This is a genomic window from Kribbella sp. NPDC051586 (genome assembly GCF_044453965.1).
In the GTDB taxonomy this organism is placed as follows: domain Bacteria; phylum Actinomycetota; class Actinomycetes; order Propionibacteriales; family Kribbellaceae; genus Kribbella.
In genome coordinates this window covers 475,473-490,228 of record NZ_JBITDF010000003.1, presented here as the reverse complement: position 1 = coordinate 490,228, position 14,756 = coordinate 475,473, and the positions used below count along the sequence as shown (strand labels likewise).

Here is a 14,756-nt window from a genome sequence, read left to right as displayed (position 1 = left end):
GACGTGGTGGTTAGGCTGCCCTCCGGGGAGGATGGAAAGTGCGGCAGTTCAACACACCACCACAGTGGCCTGACCCACCTACGCCGGATTGGCGACCACCGAGGCGGTGGCAGCCACCCAAGTCCTGGCCGACGGCGCCGGAGCGTTGGGTGTTCTGGGTCGACGAGTACGGCCGGTCCGTTCGCGGACCGATCGGACGGTACGGCGGACCACGCCGGCTGACGACCCTGGCGATGGTCGTCGTGCCGACTGCGCTGATGGCGCTCGTGCTGCTGAACCCGTTCAGCAGCACCGACTCGGAGAATTCGGTGCCGAGCCTCGGTCCGACGGCACCGGTGACACATGCGCCGGTGGTGCGCAGTGCAAAGCCGGCCCGCGCGGAACGTACGCCGTACTACCGGAGCTGCGCCGAGGTCCGCGCGGCCGGCAAGGCTCCGCTCCGCCGTGGCGAGCCCGGCTACTCCCGCGCGCTCGATCCGGACGGCGACGGCGTGGCCTGCGAGCGCGGCAGGTCCTGACGGATCCCGTCGTTCCACAGCTCCTGCGTCTGGCTGATCCAGAAGGCCGCGAACAGCACGATCAGCGTGCCCTCGATCCACAACACGGCGTGGTCCCACCCGAAGAGCTTCTTCCACAGCACCATCAGGAGCGGCGCGACCACCATCGCGGCGGCGATCACGGAGTACCGGTTGGCCGGCGAGTGCGGGACCGCGTGCTTGCGTTGCTTGCGCCGGAACTGCTCCGCGTTCAGCAGCACCACCGCGACGATGCACAGGAACATCACGATCGCGGCCGCGTAGTGCGCGTGCCCGATGAACCCGGACCGGTCGGCGAAGAACCAGGCCAGCCCGCCGCCGAAGATCAGCACCGCGACGCCGAGGCCGAGCAGGTACATCGGCGTCCAGCGATCCGGATGGTTGGCCCGGTCACGGAAGATGAAGACCGCGGTCAGGAGCAGGCACGGTACTCCGACGATGAACAAGGCAAGCATGTTGTTCGAGACGTTCGCCGCCGCGTCCCCCAGGGCCACCTGCACCGAGTGGCACGTGCCCTGCCCCGGCGTCGGGACCAGCGCGACCGCGGGCGCCAGGATGCCGGCCACGTTGAGCAGGATGTCCTCCGGCTCGGTGTTGCCCTTCAGCACCACCATGCAGACGCCGATGGTGATCAGCGCGCCGACGAAGATCGCGCGCACCGGCGTGTAGTAGTACGCGCTGATCGACGTCTGCAGGCAGCGCGGATCCGTCTTCGTCCACTCGATCACCACGGCGGTGCCGAGCAGGACGATCATCGCCACCATCGCCATCCGCAGGTAGCGATAGGTCTTGATGGAGTATTCACCGGGCACGGTCATCATCGGTCCCCCCTCGCTTACTCGCAGTATGCGCGGTTCACGGCCTCACGACGAGGGGTTGGAACGCGGACCGGATCGTTCCGGCCGTCGGCTTCACGTCCTGCGCCGTGTCGGGTGAGCCGATGCCGTTGTATGTCGTGTACGAGATCGTCGCGGGACAGACCGACCCGCTGATCTGCACCTTGCCGGTCCGTATCAGGCGGCCGGTGCGCAGTTCGTACACGCGGACCGGGACCTGGATCTTGTAGAACGTGACCCAGGTGTCGGACCCGCTGGAGCCGATGAACGGCGTGTACCGGCAAGTGCGCACGGCCGAGCCTTGCGTCTCCTCACCCGCGCAGACGACCAGGGCTGCGTTGTCGGCCGTAGTTCCCTTCCACTGTGACGGCAGCTTGCTCGTGTACTCGCCTGCTCCGGAGAACACCGCCCGGTTGACGCCGGCGCGAAGCCGCGGTGCGGGGCTGTACTTCGCGGGCACCGAGCAGTAACCGCCGGACGAAACGAGGCCGCGCACCCGCGCCAGCTCCGCCCGGATCTTCGCCTGCAGGATCTGGTAGTTCGCGTTCTGCACGCCGGCGCGAGCCCGGACCGCCTGCTTCGCCTGCGGATACCGGGTCACCAGCAGCTGGTACGTGCTGCGCGCATTCGTCCAATCGGCTTTGGCCGCCTGGGCGTCGGCGCAGCCGAGCAGCGCGTTCGGCTCGATCTTCGGGACCAGCGCGTTCGGCCGGTCGAGCACGTTGCCGACCGGCTTCCGGGTCCGCAACCAGTCGGTCAGCTCGAGACTCGCGCACGAGTCCTTCAATGGAAACCTGCCCACGAACTGGTCGACGGCCCTGCCCACGGTTTGCTGCTGGTTCGGGTCAGCGGCGACGGCCGCCAGTTGGTCGAAGCCCGCCTTCATCCTGGGTACGTCGACCAGAGCGGTGGCGCTCTTCAGCCCGTCCGCGGCGGCGTCGATCCGATCGCACGCCGCGACATCGCCCTCGACGCGGACGGTCCGCGACGCGTCGCCGATCCGATGCCCGAGGTTGTACTTCGCCTGGGCCGCCCGAACGCCGCCGCAGTCACCGGCCGCACGCGCCGCGACGGCCTGCTTGTCGATCCGCTGCGCGTCGTACCGCCCGAAGGCGATGCCACCGAGCACCACGACGGTGACGCCGAGGGCGACCAGCCGCTTGGTGGGACTGGTCGTCCGCAGCCGCTGCCGGCGGGCCAGGAACCAGCCGTGGACGATCTGGAGCACGCCCCACCCGAGCAGCGCGAGCTCGTAGCCGGACTTCCGTTGCGCGCAGAGGAGAACGACAAGGATCGCCGTACCGGCGAGACCGAGGATGCCGAACAGCCACCGGCGGATCAGGAAGTAGCCGAGGCCAAGCAACGAAGCGTTGCCTAGGGCAACGGCTAATGGGTCGTGCGGGCTGAGCTGCTTCGGCGGCCGTCCTGGGTACGGCGTACCTTGCGGGGGCGCGAACTGCTGGAAGCTCATATGCATCGCTCTCGGTCACGGATCGTCACCCCCAAGGATGGTGGGCTCCGCCCGCCGCCGCGGCTCGATGACCGGTTCCTGACATCAGAGCCGGATGGACTTCTTGTTCATGAATTCCTCGATGCCCGCGGGCCCGAGTTCGCGGCCGAGACCGGAGCGTTTGATGCCGCCGAACGGGAGGTCGGCCTGGGAGCCGCCGGCGCGGTTGAGGTAGACCATGCCTGCGTCGATCCGGTCGGCGACCCGGCGGTTGCGGTCGGGGTCGGTGCCCCAGACGGAGGCTCCGAGGCCGAACGGGGTGTCGTTGGCCAGGCGGACGGCGTCCTGTTCGTCGGAGGCCTTGAAGACGATCACGACCGGGCCGAAGATCTCCTCGTAGTACGCGTCCATCGCCGGCGTGACCTCGGTGAGGACGGTCGCCTCGAGGTACGCGCCGGGCGTGATGCGGCGGCCGCCCGCGCGGAGGGTCGCACCCTGCTCGACCGCTTTGGCGACCTGTCCCGCGACCTCGTCGGCGGCTGCGGTCGACGCCAGGGGCGGGAGCTTCGTCTCGGGGTCGGACGGATCGCCCGGGACGTAGTACTCCGCGACACGTTTGGTCAGGCGGTCGACGTACTCGTCGTAGATGCCGGCGAGGACGATCATCCGCTTCGGCGCGTTGCACGACTGGCCGCAGTTCCGCATCCGCGCGGTCGCGGTGGCGTTGACGGTCTCGTCCATGTCGTCGGTGTCGAGGATGACCAGCGGGTCGGAGCCGCCGAGCTCGAGGACGGTCTTCTTCAGGTTCTTACCGGCCTCGGCGGCGACCGAGATGCCGGCCTGCTCGCTGCCGGTCAGCGACACGCCCGCGATCCGCGGGTCGGCCAGGATCCCGGGGATCTGGCGGCTCGACGCGAACGTGTTCACGTACACGTCCTCGGGTACGCCGGCCGTGTGCAGGATCTCCTCGATCGCACTCGCGGACCGCGGGCAGATCGAGGCGTGCTTGAGCAGGATCGTGTTGCCGAGCACGAGGTTCGGCGCGACGAAACGGGCCACCTGGTAGCAGGGGAAGTTCCACGGCATGATCCCGAGCAGCGCGCCGATCGGGCCCTTGGTGATGACGGCCTGCCCGCCTTTGATGTCGATCGGCTCATCCGCGAGCAACGCCGGGCCGTGCTCCGCGTAGTACCGGAAGATGTCGACCACGATGCCGACCTCGCCGCGGCCCTCGTTGATCCGCTTGCCCATCTCCAGCGTCATGATCCGGGACAGCTCCTCCGCCCGCTCCTCGAACAGGTCGGCCGCCCGCGCCACGATCGCGGCCCGCTCCTGCACGGATCGACGTCGCCAGTCCCGGTACGCGTCGTACACCCGCCCGATCGCGACCCGCACCTCCTCCTCGGTCGAGTTGGCCACTTCCTCCACCAGCTGCCCACTTGCCGGGTCGGTGACTGAGTACATCGCTCCTCCATCCAAAGCCGGGACCACCGCTCACCGTGACTCACCACGGTCACCATACTGTATACAGTGATCCGAGCTGTTGTGGTCAGGCGTCTCGCCAGGCATCCTCATGACTTGTTCGATGTCCCGCCCTTCGTCGATCGGATGCCCGCCCGTGTCTGAGCAACGGAAAGTTCGTCGTGTCTTGCGGCTGGTCGCAGTGCTTGCCGCTGTCTCGGTGCCTTCGATGGCGCTCGCCGCACCGAGCACTCCCCCTGACCCCGTGAACGCCTGGCAGTACCCGCACTGGCCGCAGAAGCAGCCGTGGCAGGAGTCGGGGCAGGACCAGCGCGTCGCGAAGACCGTGTCCAAGGGTCTGCCGGGTCCGATCGACCCGCAGAACTGGGAGAACCCCGACCACATGACGTGGGACGACTACACCAAACCGCCGGGGACGAACTGGGCCGACCCCACGGTGAAGGGATCGCAGCGGACCTTCAAGGGTGCGCTCGTGCTGCTGGACTACCCCAACCAGGACTTCGTCATCACCAAGCCCAAGGGCTCGACCGTCTTCGGCAACCCGAGTGCCGCGGCGAACGGCGTCCCGCGGGACCAGGTCGCGTCCTTCTACCACGACTTCCTGAACAAGCCCGAGCCGCTGAACCACGGGCACACGCTGCACGAGTACTGGATGGAGGACTCCGGCGGCCGGTACGGCGTCGACCTCACCGCGTTCGGCCCGTACCGGATGCCGGGCAAGTCGCACGAGTACGGCATGGAGTTCCAGAGCCCCGCGGAATGCCCGGCCGGCGACAACTGCGACCGCGACATCCGCACGGACGGCAAGGCGGCGTGGGTCGCCGACCAGGGCCCCGAAGTACCGGCCGGCTACGACTTCGTGTTCTTCCTCAGCGCCGGGCAGGACGAATCGTCCACCTGGCAGGAGTTCGGGATGATGAAGTTCCCGACCAAGGAGGACGTCACCGATGACTTCGGCCCGCCCGACCCGGCGCTGCCGAACTGGTCCGACACGCGGTACGTCGACTGGACGTCGTGGGCCGCCGGCTCGTCGATCTGGCCGAACGCCGGCGGCGGCTCCTCGACGCAGGCCGAGAGCTCGGGCATGGGGGTGTTCGCGCACGAGTTCAGCCACATCCTCGGGATCGGCGACAACTACAACAACCCGTACGGCGTACCGCCGAGACGCTCGTACACCGGCATCTGGGAGATGCTGTCCCGGGGCAGCTTCAACGGTCCGGGCGGTCCACACAGCCGCTGGATGATTCCGGCGACCGGCGGCGCCTCGATGGGCGCTCAACACATGCTCCGCAACAAGATCAAGCTGCAGATGGTCGACGAGCAGAATGTACTGCGGCTGTCCCGCGAGGCGCTCGCGTCGTCAGGTGTCGTGATCGCGAACGTCACCGCGCGCAGCGTGAACCCGGGCGCGAAGGACCTGTCCGGCATCAACGTCGAGCTCGGCGGTGCCGGTGATCTCGACGCACCGTGCGACGCGACGGCGGATCCGCTCTGCGACGGCCGCGGGTACCAGAACTACACGGTCGAGGTGGTCGACCGGATGGGCACGGACTCGTTCACGCCCGATTCCGGCGTACTGCTCGCGAAGACGAAGAACCAGGACCGCGCGCCGTTCGAGTGGGTGGTCGACGCGAACCCGCAGGACATCAACCTGACCGACTACGTCCTGCCCGACGGCACGAAGGTCCCGATCACGATCGGCGACTACCGTCAGCTGTCGGACGCGCTCTTCCACGCCGGCACGAACTCGGGCAGCGAGTACGAGTACACCGACACCGCGAACCGCCTGCACTTCTACATCACCAACCTCCACCGCAACAGCGAGGGCGTCCTGTCCTACACCGTCGCGATCCGCTCGCTCGACGGCTCGGGCGCACAGAAGCGCGGCGTACGCGTCCTGCCCACGGTGGCGAAGCCGGACCGCAGCGGCGTACAGACCTGCAACTTCAGCCTCACCAACACCGGCAAGGCCGGCACGACGTCCGGTCCCGAGGACATCACGCAGTACCTGAAGGGCGACGTCTACCGCCTGACCGCCAAGTCCAACGGCTGGCCCGTCGCACTCCCGAACGCCCTGGCCACCGCGAACGCCGGCCAGCACACCACCGTCCCCGTCTACACCAAGGCCGGCGCCGGCCCCATCGGCAAGATCACCCTCACCGCCACCTCCGAAAGCGACCCCACCAAGTCATCCACCGCCACCTGCATAGCCATCAAGCGCTGACCGCAACGCGCCGGGCGTCCAACCCAGCTGGACGCCCGGCGCCGCGTGCAGATACTCCACAATCCGATCACTCCCCCATCCGTGCGCCTCAACGAGCCCAGCAGCAATCCACCGCAAGTACGCCGCGGTGGGCGCGACCGGGACGAGGTCCGCGACGGTGCCATGGGTGACCGTGAACATCGGGATGCCGTCGAGTTCGCCGAGCCGGGCGACTGTTTCGTAGCGGCCGGGGCCCATGGTGTGGAGGGTGTCGACGACCGCAAGGAGACCAGCCAGATCGCGGGCGAACTCGCCGCCTGGTTCGCGGCGCATCTCCTGCGCCGCGACATCGCCCAACTGGTCGGCCGACAGCAGGTAGGCCCGACCAGCGACCTGTCCGGACGCGGCAGGGTTGTAGAACGCGGACCCGCCGCCCCAGACGAGTGACTGTCCGGCGAAGACGAGGCCGCCGGGGAACTCGACACCGGCGACGCGTTCTGGATCGCTGTGGTCGCGGCAGCCCGGATACACCCGCGCGCCACCGGCCGGGCGGCCGCCGGCGAGGTAACACCGGAACCGCCCGAGAGCGAGATTGGAACCGTAGGCGACGTACCAGACTCGCTCCATCGAACCCCTCAGACCGGCAACGGATGCTCCGCGAAGGCCTGGTCTGCCTCGGCCAGCACGATGCGGGACGCATCACGGTACCGGCGATCGGCCTCGGCCGGGGTGTCGCCGACAGCCGTCAGCCCCAGCCGGCCGCACTCGGTCAGGCAACTGATCATGTGGAACACGATGCCCACCTGCCGCGACTGGTCGAAGTGCAGACCGTGCCGCGCCACGATGTCGAACAGGTCGGCCGGCATCAGGCCCCTCAACCGCTCCGATTCGAGGTGATCGGTAGCGACCAGATGCTTCTCGTCACCGAGTGGTGTGCGGAACATCGCGGTCTGCGGGTCGTACCGTCCGTCGGTCAGGAACTGCAGCGTCAGGAACGGATGCGTCGTCCCGCCCTTGCGCAGATTGAGTTCGATCGCGTACGACGTCCAATCTCCGTCGGGTCCTCTCACAACGACGAAGTCGACCGCGAACCGTCCGAGCGCACCCTCGCGCGCGAGCCGCGCACCGATCGTCGCCGCCTGCTCGGTGATCATCCGCGCGTACTGCGGCGCCGCCGGGAACACGCAGCCCAGGTAGCTCTGGCCGCTCGCACCGCCCAGCAGCTGGTCGTGGGTCGACAACAGCTCGACCTCGCCGCTGGGCAGGACCCGGAGCTGCACACTCGGACTCCGCAGTTCGTCGCCGACGATCCGCTCCTCGACGATGCCACCGTTGTCGGCGAATCTGGCGACGTAGGTCTCGAACGACAGCGTGGCCGACTCGAGCTCCATCTCCTCCAGCCGCTTGAGCACCTCCGTCCGCTCCTCCGGGGACCCCGGCGCGGGCAGGCCCTTCAGGCGGACCACGGCATTGCCCTCGCCGGAGACACCCTCGTTGAGCTTCACGATCGCGCTGTCCATCGCGGGATGCTCCGAGCGCATCGTCAGCACGGCGTCGGCGAGTTCGTCGAGACTGTGCAGGTTCTCGGCCCCCAACGGATGCGGTACGCCGAGCTCCGCGAACAGCTGCCGGCAGCCGGACTTCGACCCGAGCGGGGCCAGCCGGGGATCCGCGGCGTACATCGGGATCCCGAGGCTGATCGCGACATCGCGTTCGAGCTCGGTCGTGTTGTACGGGATGAGATGGGACCGCAGCGGGTTCGGGATCAGCGCTGCGATGCGCTGCAGGAGGCGCGGCCGGACCAGCAGCTTCTCGCTGAGCGAGATCGGCGACGCGTCGTTGACCGCGATCAGCGACAATCGGGCCCGCGCGTGACTCGGGATGACGCCCGGCAGCAAGGACAAGTAGTACTCGATGATCTCGGGCGCGATCGGCACCGACGTCACGTAGACCATCCGCAGTCGCGGCTCCCGCAGCAGGATCAGCAGGAACAGGAAGCGTTCCTCGTACGCCTGCATCATCGTCCCGGTCCCGAGCGACTCGCTGCGTTCCAGGGTGAGCGACGGTATGACGATCACCGACTCGTCCTCGTAGTTGAGCCGCATGGCGTCCCACACACCGCGCATCCGCGCCTGCAGCCGATCGAACACCTCGTACCGCTCGTCCTCGCTCAACGCCGACAGCATCCGGGCGCCGCCGTGCGGCGGGGTCCACAGGCCGCCGGTCATGAGACGACCCTCGAGTTGTCGAGCCCGCGGACGCTGTACGCGTGCACGGTCCGGGTGAAGCCGCGGACGTCGCGGAGTCCCGCGTCGTCGCCGATGACCGCGTCCCCCGCGGCGCTGAAAACCCGTTCGGTCACGAGGATCTGCCACGACTCGGCGTCGGCGCACAACCGGGCCGCCAGGTTGGTCACGCTCCCGATCGCGGCGTAGTCGAGCCGCCCGTCGAACCCGATCGTGCCGAGCGTCGCGTACCCCTGGGCGACACCGATGCCCAGGCCCAGGTCGTGCCCGCGCCGGCCCCAGGCCTCGGCGAGCCTGCGCACCCGGGTCCGCATCGCCACGCACATCCGCAACGCCCGCAGTGGCCCGTCCTCGCAGCGCACCGGATCGTTGAAGAACACCATCAATCCGTCGCCCGCGAAGCGCTCGAGGGTGCCTTCGAAGCGGAAGATCAGGTCACCGAGCGCGCGGTGATAGTCGTCCAGCACGCCCATCACCTCCTCCGGTTCGCTCGCCTCGGCGAACGAGGTGAAGCCGCGCAGATCGCAGAAGACCACGACGATCTCGCGGCGATGGCTGGCCAGGAACGACTCGTCCCCGGAGTCGACGATGAGCTCGGCGAGTTGTGGGCTGAGGAACCGCCGCAACCGTCCCATCCGCTCCAGTTGCGACACCTGGGTCTCGACCCGCGACTCCAGTTCGTGGTTCCACGCGGCCAGTTCGCCGGCCTGCCGCTTGATCGTGTCCTGGTACTGCTTGATCCGGGCCAGCGACGCCACCCTGGCCAGCAACTCGTTCTGGTTGACCGGCTTGGTCAGGAAGTCGTCGGCTCCGGCCTCGAGCGCCTTGACCTTCTGCTCGTCCCCGCTGGCGGTCACCATCACCACCGGCAGGTACGCCGTGTCGGCCTCGTCCCGGATCCGGCGGCACACCGTGTACCCGTCCATGCCGGGCATCAGGATGTCCAGCAGCACGAGGTCGACCTCCTGGGTCTTGACCAGATCCAGCGCCTGCTCACCCGAGGATGCGGTCAGCACGTCGTACCCGCGCGGACCGAGGATCGCCTCCAGCAGTCGGACATTCACCGGCTGGTCGTCGACGACCAGCACCCTGGTCATGTCGCGCCGCCGAGGCGGAGGAAATCCCTGATCTGCTGGGGTAACCGGCGCACGCTGATCGGCTTCTCGACGTACCCGGTGAAGCCGGAGTCGAACGCGTCCCGCCGGTCGTTGTCCATCGCGAACGCAGTCACCGCCACCACCGGCACGGCGTGACTGTTCTCGCCGGCGCGGATCCGGCGCAGCGCCTCGGCTCCGTCGATGCCCGGAAGCTGCAGGTCCATCAGGATCAGGTCGGGATGCTCGGACGCCGCGAGCCGGACCCCGTCCTCGCCCGAGGTCGCCTCGATCACGTCGTAGCCGGAGAACCGCAGCACGTCCCGTACCAGCTTCAGGTTCTTCGGGTTGTCCTCAACCACCAGGATGCGTCCTGGATTCATCGATCTTCCCCCTCGTCGAGTGCTCCCACCGCCCGTAGTGCCTGCAACAACGCATCCCGGCTGACCGGCTTGACCAGGTACTCCGCCGCACCGAGCGCCGCGCCACGCGTCTGTTCGTCGACGATCGACACGATGACGACGGGGATGTTCCGGGTCGCCTCCTCGGCCTTCAGCGCCTGCAGCACGGCCCATCCGTCGATCCCCGGCAGCCGGATGTCCAGGAGTACGGCGGCGGGCCGGACCCGGCGTACGGCGTCGAGGCCGGACTGGCCGTCCCCAGCGACCGTGACCTTCAGCGCGACCCCGGACAGGTACGCGGTGATCAGGTCGAGCGACGGCCGGTCGTCCTCGATGACCACCACGTCGCCGAGGCTCCGGGCAGGACCCGAACGGTTCCCGTTCTCCCTGGTGCGCAAGGAGAATCCGAACGTGCTGCCGACGCCGACCTCGCTGTCCAGCCAGATCCGCCCGCCGAGCAGCTCGACGATCCGCCTGCACAGCGTCAGCCCGAGCCCGGTGCCCTCCTCCTGCGAGGGTCCGCGGCCGCCCTGCTGGAAGGATTCGAAGATCCGCTCGCGGTCCTCGGGCGGCACGCCGCGGCCGGTGTCGGTGACCTCGATGTGGATGTCGGTCCCGGCCCGCGTCGCGCGGACCAGCACCGACCCGCCGTCATCGGTGAACTTGACCGCGTTCGTGATCAGATTCAGTACCACCTGCTTCAGCCGCAGCTTGTCGGCGTACACGTCGTCGATCCCGGGGCCGACCTCGACCCGCAGATCGATGCCATGGGCAAAGACGCGTTCGCGCAGCATCGACGCGGTGTTGTCGAGCAGCTGGTGCAGCGAGAAGGTCGTGTACTCCAGCTCCATCCGGCCGGCCTCGACCTTGGACAGGTCGAGGATCTCGTTCAGCAGTTCGAGCAGGTGCCGGCCCGAGCTGTTGATGTCGCGCAGGTACTCCTCCTGCCGCTCGTTCAGGTCCCCGAACATCCGCTCCAGCAGCACCTCGGAGAAACCGAGGACGGCGTTCAGCGGCGTCCGCAACTCGTGCGACATGCTCGCCAGGAACTCGGACTTGTGCCGGCTGGCGACCTCCAGCTCCGCACTGCGCTGCGACAGTTCCCGGTACAGCTGGGCGTTCAGCAGCGCCAGCGTCGACTGGTCGGCGAACATCTCCAGCAGGGAAAGCGTCTCCGCCGAGAACTCACCCGGCTGCTTGCGCCGGACGACGAGCGATCCGACGATCTGTCCGCCCTGCAGCAGCGGTACGGCGACCAGCGACCGCCAGCCGGCCTCGTACAAGACGGTCAGATGCGGATCGAGCTCGGCCTCACCGAGGTCCGGCACCGCCAGCGGGCGCCCGAGCTTGGCGGCCCGGCCGACCAGGGTCTCGTCGAGGTGGATGCGGGTCACGCGCAGCCGTTCGACCACCTCCGGGTCGGTGCGGTAGACGCTGCGGACCAGGAAGCACCGCTCGTTCTCGTCGTACTCCATGATCGAGCCGCCGTCGGTCGCCGAGATCCGGACCGCGTGCTTGGCGACCGTCGACAGCACCTTGGACACGTCGAGGCTGGAGTTGACCGCCTCACCCACCTCGCGCAACGCCTCCAGCTCACCCACCTTCCGCGCCAGCTCCGCCCCCCGAGCCTCGAGCTGCTGGACCAGCTTCACACTGTTCACGGCCATCGCGGCCTGGCCCGCGAACGCGGTGACGAGGTCCTGCTCGGCCTGCCCGAACGGGCTGACGTCGTTGCGCCAGACCACCAGCGCACCCACCACCTCGTCGTCGACGAGCATCGGCGCACCCATCGTGGTCCGGAAACCGGCCATCCGCTGGAGGTCCTGCCGTCCGTACGCCGGGTCGGCGAGGACGTCGGCGATTTGCTGGGTGGTGCAATCGAGGCCGACCCGGCCGATCAGCGTCGACCGGTCGAGCGGCGTCGGATGGGCGATCAAGTACTGGGTCGTCTCAGCCGTCAGGCCGACCGCTTTACTCAGCTGGAAGCGCCCGCCTTCGAGCTGGTACAGATGTGCGGCCTGTGAGCGGCAAAGGCGACAGGCGCTCTCGACGATCGTGGTGAGGACGGTGTCCGGGTCGCCGGCTGAGCGGCCGACGGCGGACAGGACCTCGTTGGCGGCGGCGAACTGAGTGGCCAACGACGTGAGTTCGCTCTGCAGCCGGTCCAGCTCGGACGCCGTACCGCCGACGAGCGCTCGTCCGCCCATCGCAGCCTCCCACCCCTGGGTCCCCCAGGCCGCGCTAGTCCAGTGTCTCGCCGTTCCCGGTGGGGAGCAATCAGGTTGGCGGTTTCGAACCATCGTTTGAGAGTGCGGAACGGTTTGAAAGCCATAGGAACGGGACAGGAAAGTTCATCTTCCGTCAGTTAATCGTTCAGGCTAAGGTGCGGGCGACGCAGTGCTGGTGTTTCAGACTCCACCCGCCCCGACAGCCGTTCCACCGCCCGTCAGGAGACTCGCATGCCAGACATCAATCGCCGGAGGTTTCTGCAGCTTGCTGGAGCGTCGGCCGCGTTTGCCGCGATGGCGAACAGTATCGAGCAGGCCGCCGCGATCCCGGCGCATCGCCGGTTCGGCGATATCCAGGACGTCGAGCACATCGTCGTGCTGATGCAGGAGAACCGGTCGTTCGACCACTACTTCGGCACGCTCAACGGGGTTCGCGGGTTCGGTGACCCGCGGCCGGTGACGTTGCCCAGCGGTCAGCCGGTGTGGCACCAGAAGGATGCGCTCGGCAGGGAGATCCTGCCGTTCCGGCCGGAGGCGGACAACCTCGGGCTGCAGTTCATCCAGGACCTCGCGCACAGCTGGGGCGACGCGCACCAGGCGGTGAACGGCGGCAAGTACGACCAGTGGATCCCGGCGAAGACGTCGACCACGATGGCGTACCTGACCCGCGAGGACATCCCGTTCCATTACGCGCTCGCCGACAAGTTCACGCTGTGCGACGCGTACCACTGCTCGTTCATGGGCTCTACCGACCCGAACCGGTACTACATGTGGACCGGTTACACGGGCAACGACGGCGCCGGTGGCGGCCCGGTCCTCGGCAACGACGAGGCCGGCTACGGCTGGTCGACGTACCCGGAGCGGCTCGAGCAGGCCGGCGTCTCGTGGAAGATCTACCAGGACATCGGCGACGGCCTCGACGCCGCCGGTGGCTGGGGCTGGATCGACGACGCGTACCGCGGCAACTACGGCGACAACTCGTTGCTGTACTTCAACAACTACCGCAACGTCTCGGCCGGGAACCCCTTGTACGACAAGGCTCGCACCGGTACGAACGCCAAGGCCGGCGAGAGCCTGTTCGCGCGGCTCGCCGCCGACGTGAAGAACAACCAGCTGCCGAAGATCTCCTGGATCGCGGCGCCGGAGGCGTTCACCGAGCACCCGAACTGGCCGGCCAACTACGGCGCCTGGTACATCTCCCAGGTCCTCGATGCGCTCACCGCGAACCCCGAGGTCTGGAGCAAGACCGCGCTGTTCATCACCTACGACGAGAACGACGGCTTCTTCGACCACGTCGTACCGCCGTTCCCGCCGCTGTCCGCCTCACAGGGCTTGTCCACGGTCGACCCGGGACCGGACCTCTACACCGGCACGAAGGCCGCGCATGGCGCCTACGGTCTGGGTCAGCGGGTGCCGATGCTGGTCGTGTCGCCGTGGAGCACCGGTGGGTACACGTGCTCGGAGACGTTCGACCACACGTCGATCATCCGGTTCATGGAGTCGCGGTTCGGGGTCCACGAGCCGAACATCTCGCCGTGGCGCCGCGCGGTCTGCGGCGACCTGACGTCGGCGTTCGACTTCGGTACGACGGCGACGCGGCCGGCCGAGCTCCCGGACACCAGCGCGTACCAGCCGCCGGACAACAAGCGCCACCCGGACTACGTGCCGACGCCGCCCGCGGTCGGTAAGGTCCCGGTGCAGGAGCGCGGCTGCCGCCGTACCCGGCCGTTGCCCTACGCACCGATCGTCGACGGAGCGGTTGCTGCTGGCAAGTACAAGCTGACCTTCAGCTCCGGTCCGCACGCCGGCGCACAGTTCCTGATCACGTCCGCGAACCGGACCGACGGCCCGTGGACCTACACCGCCGAGGCCGGCAGGACCGTCGCCGACAGCTGGAACCCGATCTACTCCGGCGGCGTCACCGACCTGACCGTCCACGGCCCGAACGGCTTCCTCCGCACCTTCAAGGGCAAGCCCGCCACCGGCCTCGAGATCACCGCCCGCGACAACGCCGGCAACGTGACCCTCACGCTCACCACCGACGTAGCCCGCACCGCCACCATCACCAGCGCGTACGGCGGCGCGGCGAAGAAGCTCACCCTCAAACCGGGCAAGACCACCTACACGGTCACCACGACCAGCCGCTGGTACGACGTCTCCGTCACCACCGACTCCGACCCGACGTACCTCCGCCGCTACGCCGGCCACGTAGAAACCGGCGCCCCCGGCACCAGCGACCCCGCCATCAAAACCGCCTGACCACGCCCGACCACGCCCGAC

Annotated in this window: 11 protein-coding genes; 3 read left to right on the top strand and 8 right to left on the bottom strand. The window is 68.3% G+C overall.

Annotated elements, in window-relative coordinates; translation table 11 throughout:
- The first annotated feature begins 149 nt into the window (after window positions 1–149).
- Entirely contained in the window at window positions 150–518 is a 369-nt protein-coding gene (locus ACIA58_RS21230) for an excalibur calcium-binding domain-containing protein (protein WP_396405445.1), read from the top strand.
- On the opposite strand, the gene ACIA58_RS21225 is transcribed toward ACIA58_RS21230, so the two are convergent.
- From ACIA58_RS21225 to ACIA58_RS21215, 3 genes are all read right to left on the bottom strand, one after another.
- Entirely contained in the window at window positions 458–1,357 is a 900-nt protein-coding gene (locus ACIA58_RS21225) for a hypothetical protein (RefSeq protein WP_396405444.1), read from the bottom strand. The genes ACIA58_RS21230 and ACIA58_RS21225 overlap by 61 nt on opposite strands.
- A 34-nt stretch (window positions 1,358–1,391) precedes the next feature.
- A complete protein-coding gene (locus ACIA58_RS21220) occupies window positions 1,392–2,843 on the bottom strand; it encodes a hypothetical protein (protein ID WP_396405443.1) in 1,452 nt (483 codons plus the stop codon).
- Window positions 2,844–2,927: 84 nt separating this feature from the next.
- Window positions 2,928–4,286, bottom strand: a complete 1,359-nt coding sequence (locus tag ACIA58_RS21215; protein WP_396405442.1) for an NAD-dependent succinate-semialdehyde dehydrogenase — start codon at window positions 4,284–4,286, stop codon at window positions 2,928–2,930.
- A gap of 226 nt (window positions 4,287–4,512) precedes the next feature.
- On the opposite strand from ACIA58_RS21215, the gene ACIA58_RS21210 reads away from it, so the two are divergent.
- On the top strand, window positions 4,513–6,528 hold the full coding sequence (locus tag ACIA58_RS21210) for a M6 family metalloprotease domain-containing protein (RefSeq protein WP_396405441.1): 2,016 nt from the start codon (window positions 4,513–4,515) through the stop codon (window positions 6,526–6,528).
- On the opposite strand, the gene ACIA58_RS21205 is transcribed toward ACIA58_RS21210, so the two are convergent.
- From ACIA58_RS21205 to ACIA58_RS21185, 5 genes are read right to left on the bottom strand one after another with little or no spacing between them, the layout of a single operon-like run.
- Window positions 6,493–7,134, bottom strand: a complete 642-nt coding sequence (locus ACIA58_RS21205) for a histone deacetylase (RefSeq protein WP_396405440.1) — start codon at window positions 7,132–7,134, stop codon at window positions 6,493–6,495. The two genes, ACIA58_RS21210 and ACIA58_RS21205, sit on opposite strands and share 36 nt — an antisense overlap.
- Window positions 7,135–7,142: 8 nt before the next feature.
- The gene (locus ACIA58_RS21200) at window positions 7,143–8,735 is read right to left on the bottom strand and encodes a peptide ligase PGM1-related protein (protein ID WP_396405439.1); all 1,593 of its coding nucleotides are present in this window, start codon (window positions 8,733–8,735) and stop codon (window positions 7,143–7,145) included.
- Window positions 8,732–9,850, bottom strand: coding sequence for a response regulator (locus ACIA58_RS21195; protein ID WP_396405438.1), 1,119 nt, complete (start codon window positions 9,848–9,850; stop codon window positions 8,732–8,734). The genes ACIA58_RS21200 and ACIA58_RS21195 overlap by 4 nt, the downstream gene beginning before the upstream one ends.
- Window positions 9,847–10,230: a response regulator gene (locus ACIA58_RS21190; protein WP_396405437.1), complete on the bottom strand. Its 384-nt coding sequence runs from the start codon at window positions 10,228–10,230 to the stop codon at window positions 9,847–9,849. Before ACIA58_RS21190 ends, ACIA58_RS21195 begins: the two co-directional genes overlap by 4 nt.
- Window positions 10,227–12,455: a GAF domain-containing protein gene (locus ACIA58_RS21185; RefSeq protein WP_396405436.1), complete on the bottom strand. Its 2,229-nt coding sequence runs from the start codon at window positions 12,453–12,455 to the stop codon at window positions 10,227–10,229. Before ACIA58_RS21185 ends, ACIA58_RS21190 begins: the two co-directional genes overlap by 4 nt.
- Window positions 12,456–12,707: 252 nt before the next feature.
- On the opposite strand from ACIA58_RS21185, the gene ACIA58_RS21180 reads away from it, so the two are divergent.
- Entirely contained in the window at window positions 12,708–14,735 is a 2,028-nt protein-coding gene (locus ACIA58_RS21180) for a phosphocholine-specific phospholipase C (protein WP_396405435.1), read from the top strand.
- Window positions 14,736–14,756: the final 21 nt, after the last annotated feature.

What these genes read in the sequence shown, in the direction of transcription:
- ACIA58_RS21215 (WP_396405442.1), bottom strand. Translation starts at nt 4,286, where the DNA reads ATGTACTCAGTCACCGACCCGGCAAGTGGGCAGCTGGTGGAGGAAGTG.
- ACIA58_RS21180 (WP_396405435.1), top strand. Translation starts at nt 12,708, where the DNA reads ATGCCAGACATCAATCGCCGGAGGTTTCTGCAGCTTGCTGGAGCGTCG.
- ACIA58_RS21190 (WP_396405437.1), bottom strand. Translation starts at nt 10,230, where the DNA reads ATGAATCCAGGACGCATCCTGGTGGTTGAGGACAACCCGAAGAACCTG.
- ACIA58_RS21195 (WP_396405438.1), bottom strand. Translation starts at nt 9,850, where the DNA reads ATGACCAGGGTGCTGGTCGTCGACGACCAGCCGGTGAATGTCCGACTG.
- ACIA58_RS21220 (WP_396405443.1), bottom strand. Translation starts at nt 2,843, where the DNA reads ATGAGCTTCCAGCAGTTCGCGCCCCCGCAAGGTACGCCGTACCCAGGA.
- ACIA58_RS21225 (WP_396405444.1), bottom strand. Translation starts at nt 1,357, where the DNA reads ATGATGACCGTGCCCGGTGAATACTCCATCAAGACCTATCGCTACCTG.
- ACIA58_RS21205 (WP_396405440.1), bottom strand. Translation starts at nt 7,134, where the DNA reads ATGGAGCGAGTCTGGTACGTCGCCTACGGTTCCAATCTCGCTCTCGGG.
- ACIA58_RS21185 (WP_396405436.1), bottom strand. Translation starts at nt 12,455, where the DNA reads ATGGGCGGACGAGCGCTCGTCGGCGGTACGGCGTCCGAGCTGGACCGG.
- ACIA58_RS21210 (WP_396405441.1), top strand. Translation starts at nt 4,513, where the DNA reads ATGGCGCTCGCCGCACCGAGCACTCCCCCTGACCCCGTGAACGCCTGG.
- ACIA58_RS21200 (WP_396405439.1), bottom strand. Translation starts at nt 8,735, where the DNA reads ATGACCGGCGGCCTGTGGACCCCGCCGCACGGCGGCGCCCGGATGCTG.